The organism is Aeromonas sp. ASNIH4, assembly GCF_002934425.1.
Classification (GTDB): Bacteria; Pseudomonadota; Gammaproteobacteria; order Enterobacterales; family Aeromonadaceae; genus Aeromonas; species Aeromonas hydrophila.
In genome coordinates this window covers 4,695,104-4,708,027 of the sequence record NZ_CP026217.1, presented here as the reverse complement: position 1 = coordinate 4,708,027, position 12,924 = coordinate 4,695,104, and the positions used below count along the sequence as shown (strand labels likewise).

Genomic DNA, 12,924 nt, shown 5'->3' with positions numbered 1-12,924 from the left:
GTTTGCCACGGTTTTTCTCAGTTTCTACCGGGTAACCACGCAATGAACATATTGATGGCACTCTCCCAGCTCGAAGTGACGGGCGCTGAGGTCTATGCCACCACGGTCGGTAACGAACTGACCCGGCGTGGCCACCAGGTTTTCTATGTCTCGGACACCCTGACCAAGCCCACTCTGGGTGAGGTGTTCAAGCTGCGATTCAACAAGCGCAGCATTCTGCGCCGCTTCTGGCACGTCTTCTACCTTATCTATCTGATCAAGAAGCATCATATCCAGCTGGTGCATGCTCACTCGCGAGCCTCCGGCTGGAGCAGCTATGTGGCCTGCAAGCTGACCGGCACCCCGATGATCACCACGGTGCACGGCCGCCAGCCGGTGCATGCCTCCCGCAAGGCCTTCCATGCCCTTGGGTTCAGGGCGGTTGCCGTTTGCGAGGATATCGCCCACCAGATCATCGACAACCTTGGCGTTGACCCGGCTATCGTGCAGGTGCTGCGCAACGGCATCGAAACCGACAAGTTCCAGCCTGTGCCTGCCCCGACCAATGCCAGGCCGGTGATCGCCATCGTAGGCCGGCTGAGCGGCCCCAAGGGTGAGCTCTGCTATCGGTTACTGGATGAGGTGCTGGATCTGGACACCTGCCAGGTGAAGGTGGTGAGCGGCAGCCAGCTGCCGGCGCGTTTCCAGCGTTTTCAGGAGCGGGTCGATTTCGTCGGCTACGTGGAGGATGTCCCTGCGCTGATGGCGCAATGCGATCTGGTGATCGGTGCCGGTCGGGTAGCGATGGAGGCCCTGCTGTGTGGTCGTCCCGCCTTTGCCATCGGTGAGGCCAAGGCCATCGGGCTGGTGACCGGGCACAATCTGGATGAGGCGCTGGCCAGCAACTTCGGCGATATCGGCCCCCAGGACCTGGCGATCGATTTTGCCGCACTGAAGGCGCAGATTGCCCCGGCGCTGGCCAGTGGCACCGTCTCTGATGCTGTCCGTCAGCGCATTCAGGTCGAGTATGGCTTGGCGGGAGTCGTCTCCGGCTTGGAGTCCATCTATCAGGATGCGGTGGTCGAGACCCTGCGCCGCGAGATGCCGGTCATCATGTACCACCGTTTCATCGAGCATGACAGCGAGAAGGGAGTGCACGGCACCTGGATGCCGATCGCCATGTTCGAGAAGCATCTGCGTCTGCTGAAGTGGTTGGGTTATGAAACCCTGACGTTCCGCGACCTGGCGGACAAGGGCTTCATTCACCGGCTGCAGTATGGCAAGAAATACCTGATGATCACCGCCGACGACGGCTATCAGGACAACCTGACCCGCATGCTGCCGCTGCTGGAAAAATATGGTTACAAAGCCGTGGTATACGTGGTCACGGGAGAAGGTTATAACCGCTGGGATGTGGAGCAGGCGAGCAACCCCGACACCCGGGTGGACCTGATGAATGGCGAGCAGCTCAAGGCGCTGACGGCCTCCGGTCATGTGGAGATCGGCGGGCATACCCTGACCCACCCCAGGTTGAGCAAGCTTGCACCCGAGCAGCAAGCTCATGAAATTCAAGAGAACAAACGACAGCTCGAAGCCCTGCTCGGCCACCCTCTGCTGTCGTTCGCCTACCCTTATGGGGATATGGATGAGAACGCCAAGGAGCAGGTGGTTGCGGCGGGCTACCGTTTTGCGGTTGCCACCAACAGCGGGCCCAGAGCCATGCACCAGGACCCCTTCCGGATCCGCCGCATTGCCATTTTCCCGCGTACCGATGTTTTTGGCCTGTGGCGCAAAATCCGGGGTAACTATGTCTTCAGGAAGTCTTGATTGATGCTCAGCAGAAGCCTTGCCTTGCTCGATAGAACAACCACAGCCCTGTTTGCGCTGACCATCCTGTTCTCCTTTTGCGGCCTGTTTCTGGCCCCTTTCGGCCAGAGCATTCAATCGAATCTGCTGGCCGTGACCGGCATCTTCGGTTTGTTGAATTACTTTGTCGGCAAACAACGGGATGTGGGGCTCAAAGACCGTCGCATTCTCTGGGGGCTGCTGGTGTATGCCGCCATGATCTTCATCAACCGGTTGATCCACGGTGATCAATACGGAGTCATGCGCGGGCTGTTTTATGTCGTCGTCTTTGCGCTGATGATACCGCGCAAACTGAGCCTGCTGGTGCTGGGTTATCTGGCCATCGTGCTGGGCGGGATGGGATTGGGAATCCTCGGCATCTGGCAATACCAGCACGGCATTGCCAGGGTAGAAGGGTTTACCAACGCGATCCTTTTCTCGCAGGCTGCGCTGACGCTGGTCATCCTCAACTGGTTTGTCTTCCAGCAAAAACGGTTGCCTGGATGGTTGAGGGGGGGGAGCCTGGTTGGCTTGATTGCGGCCCTGTTTGCACTTTATCTCTCCCAGAGCCGGGGGGTCTGGCTCGCCTTCGGAGTTATTCTTGCCTACGTCATCTGTTACAAGGCCTACTTCAAACCGTGGAAATACATCGCGGTGGCTATATTGTGTACGGCCACGACGGGCGCCATTTATCAGACCAACCAGCTGGTTCAGGTTCGGGTCGCAGAGGCAGTCTCGGATCTCAACTCGGCAGAAAAAGGTTCGTACGACTCATCATGGGGCTTGCGCGTCATTGCCTGGCAGAGTGCCTGGTTGGGTTTTCTGGATTCACCTGTCGTTGGGGTCGGTACCGATGGGTTTGATGAGCTGAAACAGAAACAAGTGAATAATCATCAGATTTCCCAGCTGATTTTTCATCCGTCACTGGCTCACTCCCATAACCAATATATGCAGAATCTGGTCGTTCGCGGCAGCATGGGATTTATTGCACTGGTGATCTTTCTTGGCCTGCCGCTCTATCTGGCGGCGAACAATATAAGCAGGGTTTCTGCGGGTGTGCTGGTTCCCCTCGCGTTTGCTATTAACTCCCTAAGCGATGTGCCGTTTGAGCATCAAGGGGTGCTCTATCTGTACACGCTCAGCCTTGTTTTCATCTGGTTTGCCCATGAGTTTAAAAAGGATACCTGCACGTCATGATTCCGGTTTTTGTCATCAGTTTGGCTCGCAGCATTGAGCGACGGGCGATGGTTGTCCAGCAGATGGCGCATCTGGGCATAGATTTCGAGTTTGTAGATGCAACCGACGGGAAGGCGCTGAGCAGTGCCGAGCTGGCCAAGGTGGATTTGGAGCTGGCCAAAGAAGTGTGTGGCCATGAACTGAGTTTTGGCGAGATTGGCTGTGCCATGAGCCATATCCGAGTTTATGAGCGCATTGTCGCCGAGGGTATTGAACGCTGCGTGGTGCTCGAGGATGACATCTACCTGCACATGCACAGCAAGGCGATTATCGAGACGATAGTGCACGCCTGTCAGTCCGAGATCGTCTTCCTGCATCATGGCAAAGCCAAGCGCTGGCCATTCCTGTCATCCCTGCCCGGCGGCTACCGGCTTGCCAGATACCTGACACCCAGTAGCTCCTCCAAACGAGGGGTACTCTCTACCGCTGGGTATGTGCTGACCCTGGCTGGGGCGAAAAAATTATTGCAGTGCGCCTATCCGCTGCGGATGCCCTCCGACTATCTGACTGGCCGCTTGCAGCTCAACGGCCTGTCTGCCTCCGGGGTGGAGCCCTGCTGTCTGGATGTAGATCTGTTCACCACCACCATCGATGACAGAGCCTACGGCCACTATCTGAAATAGCACTGGGCGTGCCGGCAGCGGCTGTTGGTTGGCAGCCCTGTCAGCCTTGCCGACGCTGCCGGTCATACATGCTGGATAACCCATGAATCTCAAGACGTTGCTTACCCACTCCATTGCCAGATGGCTGATCGGCAGAGCGCCTGACGCCGCCCCATGCCCCGCCGGGGCGAAGGTGAAGCGGGTACTGGTGGTCGGTTATGACGCCATCGGTGATTTCATTCTCACCCTGCCCGCCATGGCCCGGCTCAGGGAGATCTACCCCGCCGCGCGCCTCGAGCTGGTGTGCAGCCAGCGCAACCAGCTGCTGGCGGCGTCGGTCGTCGGGATCGATGAGTGTCACGTGATCACCCTGAACGACACCCTGTGGCCGGCGAGCATGTGGTGCAAGCTGCGTGAACTCAGGCAACGGCAGTATGACCTGGTGATCAATCTGTTTGACGAGCCCGACGATATCGCCATGGCCAAGTTGCTGTTGCTGGCCAACGGGCGCTTGCAGTCGCTGCCCCTGCGCTTCAAGAGCGACGGGCAGCAGAAGTTGCTGCCGCTGTTCAACAAGAAGGCGACCATAGTGTCATCACGCCCAGTCCGGGATCACTTCGTCTATCGCATGCTCAGCGTGGCAGGTGATGCGGCTGGCGTGCCGGCCACAGTACCGTCACCCTGCAATGAGCAGCTCGATACCAGCGCGTATGGCCGCTATCTGCTGGTCAACCTGACGGGCAGCCAGGTTGGCAACTCGATGACGGAGGCGCAGATCGACGAGATCCTGGCCCAGTTGCCGACCTATCAGGGGATCTCCTACCTGGTATTCTCCAGGCAGCCCGTGGCGTGCCCGAGGCAGGACATGAGAGTGCTGTTTCCCGACACCATTCTCGATGCCGCCAAGATTATCAAGGATGCGCAAGGGGTCATCTCGACCGATACCTCCATCATCCATATCTCCTCTTCCTTCGGGGTGCCCACCCTGGTGTTGATGAACAACGAGCGCTGGCGCGATGCGTTCATTCCGCTGGCGGGTCGCAATATCATCCTGCGCTCGACCACGGACAATCTGGCGGCCCTGTCACCGGCGGAGATCAGCCGCCAGGTCGATGCCCTGATGGCGCTCTAGTCGCGTCAGCCTGTTATCATCCTTTTTCCAACTCAACGGCCCTTCTGGTGGATTCATGTCATTAATCAACGATCTGCAACTCCAGCGTGACATTCTTCGCCGCAAGCTGGGGCAGCTGCTGTTCGATCGCAAGCGGCCGGCCCCGCTGCATGAGCGCAAGGGGAAAATAGTGTTGCTGCGCTGGGATGCCAAGCTTGGCGATGCGATCGTCTCGTCCTGGGTGGCCCGCGAAATCAAGCGCGCCAGCCCGGAGCGGGAAGTGTGGATCGTCACGACTGCTGCCATGGCTCCCCTGTTTCGCGATCATTTCGGCATGGACAAGGTGATAGAGGTGCCCAAGCGGCCGGGTTATGGCCAGCTCAAGCGGCTGGCACACTCGCTGGGGGAGGTGGAGTGTCTGGTGCACTTTGGCAAGATGCTAAAAATGAAGGACATCTACTTCATCAGTCAGGTGAGGGCGGATTGGGTTGCCGGCATGGACGATGCCCTGCAGGCGGTCAACCTCAAGCTGGGCAAGGCTTCCAGCGGCATGCACTTCTCCGACAAGTTCGCCCTGCTGTTGCAGCGGCTCGGCGTGAGTAATCCGGACCAGCAATACATAGTCCCGACCATGAGCCCGCCCGATGCGCTGGCCAGCTGGTGGCCGGCAGAGCCGGTCCTCTGTTTCAACCCGTACGGCAGCGGCAGCTCTCGCCGCCTGCGGCCCGAGCTTATCAGCCAGATGCTTGAGCAGATGCTGGCGGCGGGCTCTTGCGCCATCTGCCTGCTCTATCCGCCGGGTATGGAGGAGGAGGTGACCGGGATCCGGGCCGGCTTGAGCCGACCGGAGCGCCTGCTGCTGTCACCGGATGCGCCCTCGCTGGCCGGGCTGTTCGCCCAGCTGCGCCAGTGTCAGGGGCTGATCTCGGTGGACACGGCGACGGTGCACATCGCCGCCGGGCTGCACAAGCCCATTCTTGGCCTCTACAACCCGGACATAGGGGGCGGCAACGAGAACTTCCTGGAGTGGCACCCCAACTCCCCGTCAGCCACCGTGCTGTTCTCGACCAATACCCGGGAGCAGGATATCAACTCCCTCGACCTGGCCGAGTTCGAGCGTACCTTCAGGGCGTGGCTGCTTGCCAACCAGGCAGCGCTGTCAGCCGCTCAATCACCAGCTCGGGCGTGATGGCGCGCAGCAGGGCTTCGTCGATGAAGTCCTTTTCCGCGTTTTGCGGCAGCTGGAAATCGGGTCCCTTGGCATCGAACACATCGATGGCCTGATAACGGGGATGGTTGACCGGGTTGGCGATGATCTTGTCGCCACCCGGGGCCACTATGGTCAGCAGGGGCAGGTCGATGGCCTGCGCCATGTGGCGGGGGCCGGTGTCATTGCCGACAAACAGCCGGCAGTGGGCGAATAGCCCCACCAATTCCCGTACCGAGCGGGTCTTGATGTGGTCGAAGACGCTGGCTTGCAGGGCGGCGGGCAGCAGCGGTTTCAGGCCGCGGTTGTACTCCTCTTCCCCCGGCCCGCAGTAGATCAGGATCTGGGCGTCGTGCTGCTCGATCAGCCACTGGGCGACCTTGGCAAAGCAGTCGATGGGCCAGCGCTTGTAGTGCCCGAGCGAGTTGACGCCCATGGCGATCAGCGGGCGGCTCAGGTCGACGCCGGCGGCCAGCAGGGCATCCTTTCCTTGTTGTTTCTCTTCTTCACTCAGCCAGAGGTAGTAGTTGCGATCCTCGCTGGCCAGCTTGAGCGGCTTGAGCAGCGAGAAGCGATCGTCAACCAGGGTGCTGTTGCCCTGGAATTCGGTGTCCTTGCGAAAACGCACGATGCGGTTGTGGCCGAGCCGCCAGGGGAAGGAGTCAAACCCGATGCGCAGGCGGGCGCCGGAGAAGAGGCAGCTGAGCAGGCCGATCATCTGGCCCTGGCTGTTGACCACCACGTCGTAGCGCTCGCGGCGAATGGCCAGCAGCAGATCCTTCATGTAGCGCCACTCATTGCGCCTGGCCTTCTCGATGATGATGAGCCGAGCGATATTGGGATTGCCCTGCGCCATACCCGCGCAATAATCCATGACCAGATAGTGAACCTCGCCGCTTGGGTCATTCTGCTTGAGGTTGTTGCACAGCGCGGTGGAGATCAGCACATCCCCTATCTGTTTGGTTTGAACTACAAGGTATTTCATAAGGCAGGCCTCAACAGAGGTCATGGTTGATCGTCAGCGTGACAGCATACCGCACAAGTGAGTCAGATGCTGTCGGTGCAACGTGAAAATCCGATCTGGCGCAGGCCGCCAACCTGGCGCGTCGTCAAATGAAAGAAGCCCGTCGTTGACGGGCTTCTTGTATCGATTACTCGATGTTCTGAATTTGCTCGCGCATCTGCTCGATGAGCACCTTCAGCTCGACGGCGGACTGGGTCACCTCGGCGTTGATCGACTTGGAGCCGAGGGTGTTCGACTCGCGGTTGAACTCCTGCATCATGAAGTCGAGACGACGGCCGCAGGCGCCACCCTTCTTCATGATCTTGTTGGTCTCGCTGATGTGCATCTCCAGGCGATCCAGCTCTTCGGCCACATCGATCTTCTGGGCCAGCAGCACGATCTCCTGCTCGATGCGGGCCGGATCCAGCTCGACCTTGGCTTCGGCCAGCCGGTCGGTGAGCTTCTGGCGCTGCCACTCGATGATCTGCGGCAGGTGCACGCGCACCTTCTTCACTTCTACCTGAATGCCGGCCAGACGCTGTTCGATCAGGGCCTTGAGGTTGGCCCCTTCGCTGGCGCGGGAGGCAAGGAAATCTTCCATGGTCAGGTCAAACCCGCCGAGCAGCTCGGTGGCGACCGCATCCATGTCCTGCTCGGCGGCAGCCATCACGCCCGGCCAGCGCAGCACGTCGACCGGGTTGAGCTGACCCTGGCCCGCCTCTTTCATCACCCAGTTGGCACTGTCGATGATGAGCTTGGCCAGCTCTTCATTGATGTGCAGCTGGCTGGCAGCGGCTTGGGCGGCCTCAAAGCGCAGGTTGCACTCCACCTTGCCGCGCTGCAGCTTGGCGCGGAAGCGCTCACGCAGAACCGGCTCCAGGCTGCGCAGTTGTTCCGGCAGGCGAATGTAGGTCTCCAGATAGCGCTGGTTGACCGAACGAATTTCCCAAACGGCTGTGCCCCAGTCGCCCTTGAGTTCCTTGCGGGCGTAGGCGGTCATGCTGTGAATCATTGATTGTTCCGGGCTTGATGAAGTGTGGGGCCAGTATACTCAGCCAGGCCTGCTCCGTCAGCCGACAGCGTGGTTTTAGCGGCTGATATTTGGGCTGGGATGGCTTAGGGTCTGCTGGTGCTTTGTCACGACCGCGACGGGGTCAGTTTTTGTGCGGGACTAGGCGCGAGGCGTGAAGTGTGGTCGTTCACATGAGCCGCCGAGTAACGACGTTACGCGCAAAAAACTGGCCCGTCCCTACGGGTTGCGCTGCAAATGACGTCATGCGTTGTTGCAGGGCTTGTCAAGGGAGTGGTGGCCATTGCCCGCGCCCCGCGCCTAGCTTGACGTCATTTGTCGCAGCAACGCGGCTTGCGCCAAAGCGCCAGCAGACCCTATACTCCTGCGCCAATTCAGCCAGCCCAGAGGTCCGTCCCATGTCACGTCCCAGCGATCGCACTGCCGCGCAGCTTCGTCCGGTCACCATTACCCGCCACTTCACCAAGCATGCTGAAGGGTCCGTGCTGGTGGAGTTCGGCAACACCCGCGTGCTCTGCACCGCCAGCGTCGACACCAGCGTGCCGCGCTTCCTGAAAGGGAAGAATCAGGGCTGGGTGACTGCCGAATACGGCATGCTGCCGCGCTCCACCCACTCCCGGATGAACCGCGAAGCGGCCTCCGGCAAGCAGAGCGGCCGCACTCTGGAGATCTCCCGTCTGATTGCCCGCTCCCTGCGCGCCGCGGTAGACCTGACTGCGCTGGGCGAACACTCCATTACCGTTGACTGCGACGTGCTGCAGGCCGACGGTGGCACCCGCACCGCCGCCATCACCGGTGCCTGCGTGGCGCTGGTGGATGCGCTGAACTGGATGGTCGAGAAGGGCATGCTCAAGCAGAGCCCGCTCAAGCAGATGATCGCGGCCGTCTCCGTCGGTATGTATGAAGGGGAAGCCATCTGCGATCTGGAGTACATCGAAGACTCCGCCGCCGAGACCGACATGAACGTGGTGATGACCGAAGATGGTCGCATCATCGAGGTGCAGGGCACCGCGGAGGCCGAACCCTTCACCCATGAAGAGTTGCTGGAGATGCTGGCGCTCGCCAAGGGCGGCATCGCCGACATCATTGCGCTGCAGAAGCAGTCGCTCTCCTGATTTTAAAAACGCGGCATTGACCGCGTTTTTTTATACCCCACGAAAGTAAACGACAAGCCAAGCAAGGAGCCAGAATGAAAGCCTACCAGCGTCAATTTATCGAGTTCGCCCTGGAGAAACAGGTCCTCAAATTCGGTGAGTTTACCCTGAAATCCGGTCGTAAAAGCCCCTACTTCTTCAACGCCGGCCTGTTCAACAGCGGCCGCGATCTGGCCCGTCTCGGCCGTTTCTATGCCGCCGCGCTGATGGATGCCGGCATCGAGTTTGATGTGTTGTTTGGCCCGGCCTACAAGGGGATCCCCATCGCGTCCGCCACCGCGGTACAGCTGGTGGAGCAGCACGACGTGGATGTGCCCTGGTGTTTCAACCGCAAGGAGGCCAAGGATCACGGCGAGGGCGGCAATCTGGTGGGCAGCCCGCTCAAGGGGCGCATCATGCTGGTGGACGACGTCATCACTGCCGGTACCGCCATCCGCGAGTCCATGGATCTGATCCAGGCCAACGGCGCCTCGCTGGCTGGCGTGCTGATCGCGCTGGACCGTCAGGAGAAGGGCAAGGGCGAGCTCTCCGCCATTCAGGAAGTGGAGCGTGACTACGGCGCCCACATCATCGCCATCATCCAGATGAGCGATCTGATCCAGTATCTGGAAGAGAAGCAGGCCGAGCAGCCGGAGCTGGCGGCGCAACTGGCCGCCATGAAGGCTTACCGCGCCCAGTACGGTATCTGAGTCGCAGTTCACACCGCGCAATCGTTGAAGGCGGCGCCCGTTGGCTCTCTGGCAGCAAACGGGCGCCGTTTTTTTTCATCTGCAAAAAGTGGATCATGTGGCTTGAGCTTACCCTTACAGTAAAGGTTAGGGTTTGTTGGTCGGTGCTCATTCTGGCCGACTGGTTCCGGGGAGGAACAACATGACCACTCATCTTCAATCACCCATTCATCTGCAGTTGCCGCTCAGCGGCATGAGCTGCGCCAACTGCGCCGGCCGCATCACGACCGCCCTCAACAAGCTGGAAGGGGTCGAGGCCACCGTCAACTTCGCACTGGAGCAGGCCGCCATCGACCTGGCCAGCCCCGACCGTTTGCCGGCGGTGCTGGAAAGCATCAAGGCGCAGGGTTACGACTACGGCAGCGAGACCATATTGTTTCAAATCACCGGCATGACCTGTGCCGGTTGCTCGGCCCGCCTGAACAAGATGCTGGCTGCGCTGCCCGGCGTCATCTCCGCCGACGTCAACTTCTCCATCGAGCAGGCCCGTATCGTGCTGGTACCCGGGATGCAGACGCCCGCCGCCCTGCGCGAGCAGATCGAGGCGCTCGGCTTTGGCGCCCAGCTGGCGCAGGGCTCGGCCAGCAGCCGCCGCCAGCAGTTGCTGGATCGGGAAGCGCAGGAGGCCGCCAGCGCCCGTCAGGCGCAAACCCGGGTCATCGTCTCGGCCCTGCTCACCCTGCCACTGCTGGCGGGGATGCTGGCCATGGCCGGTCTGCTGCCCTGGCATCTGCCCGCCTGGCTGGAGCTGGTGCTCGCCACCCCGGTGCAGTTCTGGATCGGGGCCCGCTTCTATCGCGGTGCCTGGCTCTCTATCAAGAACCGCTCCGCCAATATGGATGTGTTGGTGGCGACCGGTACCAGTGCGGCCTACTTCTACAGCCTCTATCTGCTGCTCAACCTGGGGATGGCCGCCAGCGGGCAGCTCTATTTCGAGGCAAGCGCCATCATCATCACCCTGATCTCCCTCGGCAAGTTGCTGGAAGCGCGGGCCAGACGCAGCACCCAGTCCGCTATTCGCGAACTGATGGCGCTGCGGCCGGAAACCGCCACCGTCTGGCGTGGCGAGAGCTGGCAGAGCGTCGCCATCGACGAGGTGCTGCGCGGCGATCGGCTGCGGGTGCTGGTGGGTGAGCGGGTGCCGGTGGACGGCAGAATCGTGAGCGGCGAGAGCGAGCTGGATGAGTCGATCCTCACCGGCGAGAGCCTGCCGGTACCCCGTGGCGAAGGTGACAAGGTGCTGGGCGGTGCCATCAACCGCTCCGGCGTGCTGGAGATCGAAGCCACCACGGTGGGGGAGGACTCCAGCCTCAGCAAGATCATCGGACTGGTGGAAAACGCCCAGATGGGCAAGGCGCCGCTGCAGCAGCTGGTGGACAAGGTCTCCGCCGTGTTCGTGCCGGTGGTGATGGCCATCGCCCTGTTCACCCTGCTGGTGTGGTACGCCATCAGCAACGACTTTGGTCAGGCGCTGCTGGCGGCGGTGGCGGTGCTGGTGATCGCCTGTCCCTGTGCGCTGGGGCTGGCGACGCCGGCGGCCATTGTCACCGGTACCGGGGTGGCGGCGCGCCACGGCATTCTGATCAAGGATGTCGATACCCTGCAGAAGGCCCACGCCATCAAGGCGCTGATCTTCGACAAGACCGGCACCCTGACCCAGGGCCGGCCAGTGCTGGCCAGCTGGAGCGGCAACGACGAGCAACTGCGCCTCGCCGCCGCCCTGCAGCAGGCGAGTGAACACCCGCTGGCGCTGGCCATGCGCGAGGCGGTCGGCAACGGTGCGACATTGCCTCAGCCGGAAGCGGTCGAGGTGCGGGTCGGTGCCGGTATCCTCGGTCAGGTGGCGGGTCACTCGGTCGCCATCGGTAATGGATCCCTGCTGGCTCAGCTCGGCATTGATCAGCCGCAACAGAACGAACAAGCTGCCGATGGCGCGACCCGGGTCTGGGTGGCCATCGACGGCGTGGTGGCCGGCATAGCCGCACTGGCCGATACCCTGCGCCCCGAGAGCCCGGATGCCATCGCCACCCTGCGCCAGCGCGGTATCGCCAGCTGGCTGGTGAGCGGTGATGCGCCGGCACCGGTAGCCCATATTGCCGCCAAGCTGGGGCTGGACGGGGCCTTCGATTCCGTGCTGCCGGCCGGCAAGGTGGAGAAAGTGGAGGCGCTGCGGGCGCAAACCAGCGGGCTGGTGGCCATGGTGGGGGACGGTGTGAACGATGCCCCGGCACTGGCGGCGGCAGATGTGGGCATCGCCATGGGCTCCGGCTCCGACGTGGCGATGGAGACCGCCTCCATCACCCTGATGCGGTCTGACCCGCGGCTGGTGGCCGATGCCATCGACATCTCGGCGGCGACCTGGCGCACCATCCAGCAGAACCTGTTCTGGGCCTTCGTGTTCAATATCATCGGCATTCCGCTGGCGGCGCTGGGTTACCTCAGCCCCGAGCTGGCGGGGGCGGCCATGGCCCTGAGCAGCATCACAGTATTGAGCAATTCCCTGTTATTGAAGCGTTGGCAGCCGCGGGCACTTGCCCAGGTCAGCCACAATCTCAGCACAGAATCGAACCGTTAAGGAGTCATCCATGAACATCAGCAAGGTAGCCAAGGCGACGGGACTGACCGCCAAGACCATTCGCTACTACGAGAGCATCGGCCTCATCTCGGCGCCGGTGCGCAGCGACAACGGCTACCGCAGTTACACCGAGGGGGCGCTGCGCGAGCTGCGCTTCGTCAAGCGGGCACGGGAGACCGGCTTCAACCTGGAGGAGTGCCAGGAGCTGCTGGCGCTCTACCGGGACGAGCACAGAACCAGCGCCCAGGTGAAGAAGCTGGCGCAGGAGAAGATCGTCGATCTGCGCGCCCGCATCGCCGGCTTGCAGGCCATGCTCAGCTCCCTCGAGGGGCTGGTCGGCTGCTGCCACGGGGATGAAAACCCCGAGTGCCCGATCCTCGACGAGCTGGAGCGCGGCTGAGCCGTCTCTGCCGGCAGGCCGGGGCCTGGCATCATCGACTGACTAACCGCTTAA

11 protein-coding genes are annotated in these 12,924 nt (G+C 61.5%); 9 read left to right on the top strand and 2 right to left on the bottom strand.

Translation table 11 applies throughout. The features are described from left to right. Window positions 1-42: 42 nt before the first annotated feature. The 5 genes from C2U40_RS22110 to C2U40_RS22090 all read left to right on the top strand — a co-directional run bounded on the left by C2U40_RS22110 (window position 43) and on the right by C2U40_RS22090 (window position 5,962). Window positions 43-1,806, top strand: a complete 1,764-nt coding sequence (locus C2U40_RS22110) for a polysaccharide deacetylase family protein (RefSeq protein ID WP_181014790.1) — start codon at window positions 43-45, stop codon at window positions 1,804-1,806. Next, entirely contained in the window at window positions 1,807-3,021 is a 1,215-nt protein-coding gene (locus tag C2U40_RS22105) for an O-antigen ligase family protein (RefSeq protein ID WP_103827668.1), read from the top strand. Next, entirely contained in the window at window positions 3,018-3,683 is a 666-nt protein-coding gene (locus tag C2U40_RS22100; protein ID WP_103827667.1) for a glycosyltransferase family 25 protein, read from the top strand. Before C2U40_RS22105 ends, C2U40_RS22100 begins: the two co-directional genes overlap by 4 nt. A gap of 82 nt (window positions 3,684-3,765) precedes the next feature. Then, window positions 3,766-4,794 carry a glycosyltransferase family 9 protein gene (locus tag C2U40_RS22095; protein WP_181014789.1) on the top strand — a complete coding sequence of 343 codons (1,029 nt, stop codon included), beginning with the start codon at window positions 3,766-3,768 and terminating at the stop codon, window positions 4,792-4,794. A 55-nt stretch (window positions 4,795-4,849) separates the two neighbouring features. Further along, a complete protein-coding gene (locus C2U40_RS22090) occupies window positions 4,850-5,962 on the top strand; it encodes a glycosyltransferase family 9 protein (protein WP_103827666.1) in 1,113 nt (370 codons plus the stop codon). On the opposite strand, the gene C2U40_RS22085 is transcribed toward C2U40_RS22090, so the two are convergent. Both C2U40_RS22085 and C2U40_RS22080 read right to left on the bottom strand, forming a co-directional pair. Continuing rightward, window positions 5,898-6,965: a glycosyltransferase family 9 protein gene (locus C2U40_RS22085; protein WP_103827665.1), complete on the bottom strand. Its 1,068-nt coding sequence runs from the start codon at window positions 6,963-6,965 to the stop codon at window positions 5,898-5,900. The genes C2U40_RS22090 and C2U40_RS22085 overlap by 65 nt on opposite strands. Window positions 6,966-7,131: 166 nt before the next feature. Beyond that, window positions 7,132-7,995, bottom strand: a complete 864-nt coding sequence (locus tag C2U40_RS22080) for a YicC/YloC family endoribonuclease (RefSeq protein WP_011707879.1) — start codon at window positions 7,993-7,995, stop codon at window positions 7,132-7,134. Window positions 7,996-8,411: 416 nt separating this feature from the next. Between C2U40_RS22080 and rph the strand changes: the two genes are divergently transcribed. The 4 genes from rph (at window position 8,412) to cueR (ending at window position 12,870) form a co-directional block, all read left to right on the top strand. After that, window positions 8,412-9,128, top strand: coding sequence for a ribonuclease PH (rph, locus tag C2U40_RS22075; RefSeq protein ID WP_024945517.1), 717 nt, complete (start codon window positions 8,412-8,414; stop codon window positions 9,126-9,128). Between the two features lie 74 nt (window positions 9,129-9,202). Continuing rightward, window positions 9,203-9,856, top strand: coding sequence for an orotate phosphoribosyltransferase (gene pyrE / locus C2U40_RS22070; protein WP_010676102.1), 654 nt, complete (start codon window positions 9,203-9,205; stop codon window positions 9,854-9,856). Window positions 9,857-10,037: 181 nt separating this feature from the next. Continuing rightward, a complete protein-coding gene (locus C2U40_RS22065; protein WP_103827664.1) occupies window positions 10,038-12,470 on the top strand; it encodes a heavy metal translocating P-type ATPase in 2,433 nt (810 codons plus the stop codon). Between the two features lie 10 nt (window positions 12,471-12,480). After that, entirely contained in the window at window positions 12,481-12,870 is a 390-nt protein-coding gene (gene cueR, locus C2U40_RS22060) for a Cu(I)-responsive transcriptional regulator (protein ID WP_010635698.1), read from the top strand. The last annotated feature ends 54 nt before the right edge of the window (window positions 12,871-12,924 follow it).

Coding starts and splice junctions, on each gene's coding strand:
- C2U40_RS22065 (WP_103827664.1), top strand. CDS start 10,038: ATGACCACTCATCTTCAATCACCCATTCATCTGCAGTTGCCGCTCAGC.
- cueR (WP_010635698.1), top strand. CDS start 12,481: ATGAACATCAGCAAGGTAGCCAAGGCGACGGGACTGACCGCCAAGACC.
- C2U40_RS22095 (WP_181014789.1), top strand. CDS start 3,766: ATGAATCTCAAGACGTTGCTTACCCACTCCATTGCCAGATGGCTGATC.
- rph (WP_024945517.1), top strand. CDS start 8,412: ATGTCACGTCCCAGCGATCGCACTGCCGCGCAGCTTCGTCCGGTCACC.
- C2U40_RS22080 (WP_011707879.1), bottom strand. CDS start 7,995: ATGATTCACAGCATGACCGCCTACGCCCGCAAGGAACTCAAGGGCGAC.
- C2U40_RS22100 (WP_103827667.1), top strand. CDS start 3,018: ATGATTCCGGTTTTTGTCATCAGTTTGGCTCGCAGCATTGAGCGACGG.
- C2U40_RS22090 (WP_103827666.1), top strand. CDS start 4,850: ATGTCATTAATCAACGATCTGCAACTCCAGCGTGACATTCTTCGCCGC.
- C2U40_RS22085 (WP_103827665.1), bottom strand. CDS start 6,965: ATGAAATACCTTGTAGTTCAAACCAAACAGATAGGGGATGTGCTGATC.
- pyrE (WP_010676102.1), top strand. CDS start 9,203: ATGAAAGCCTACCAGCGTCAATTTATCGAGTTCGCCCTGGAGAAACAG.
- C2U40_RS22110 (WP_181014790.1), top strand. CDS start 43: ATGAACATATTGATGGCACTCTCCCAGCTCGAAGTGACGGGCGCTGAG.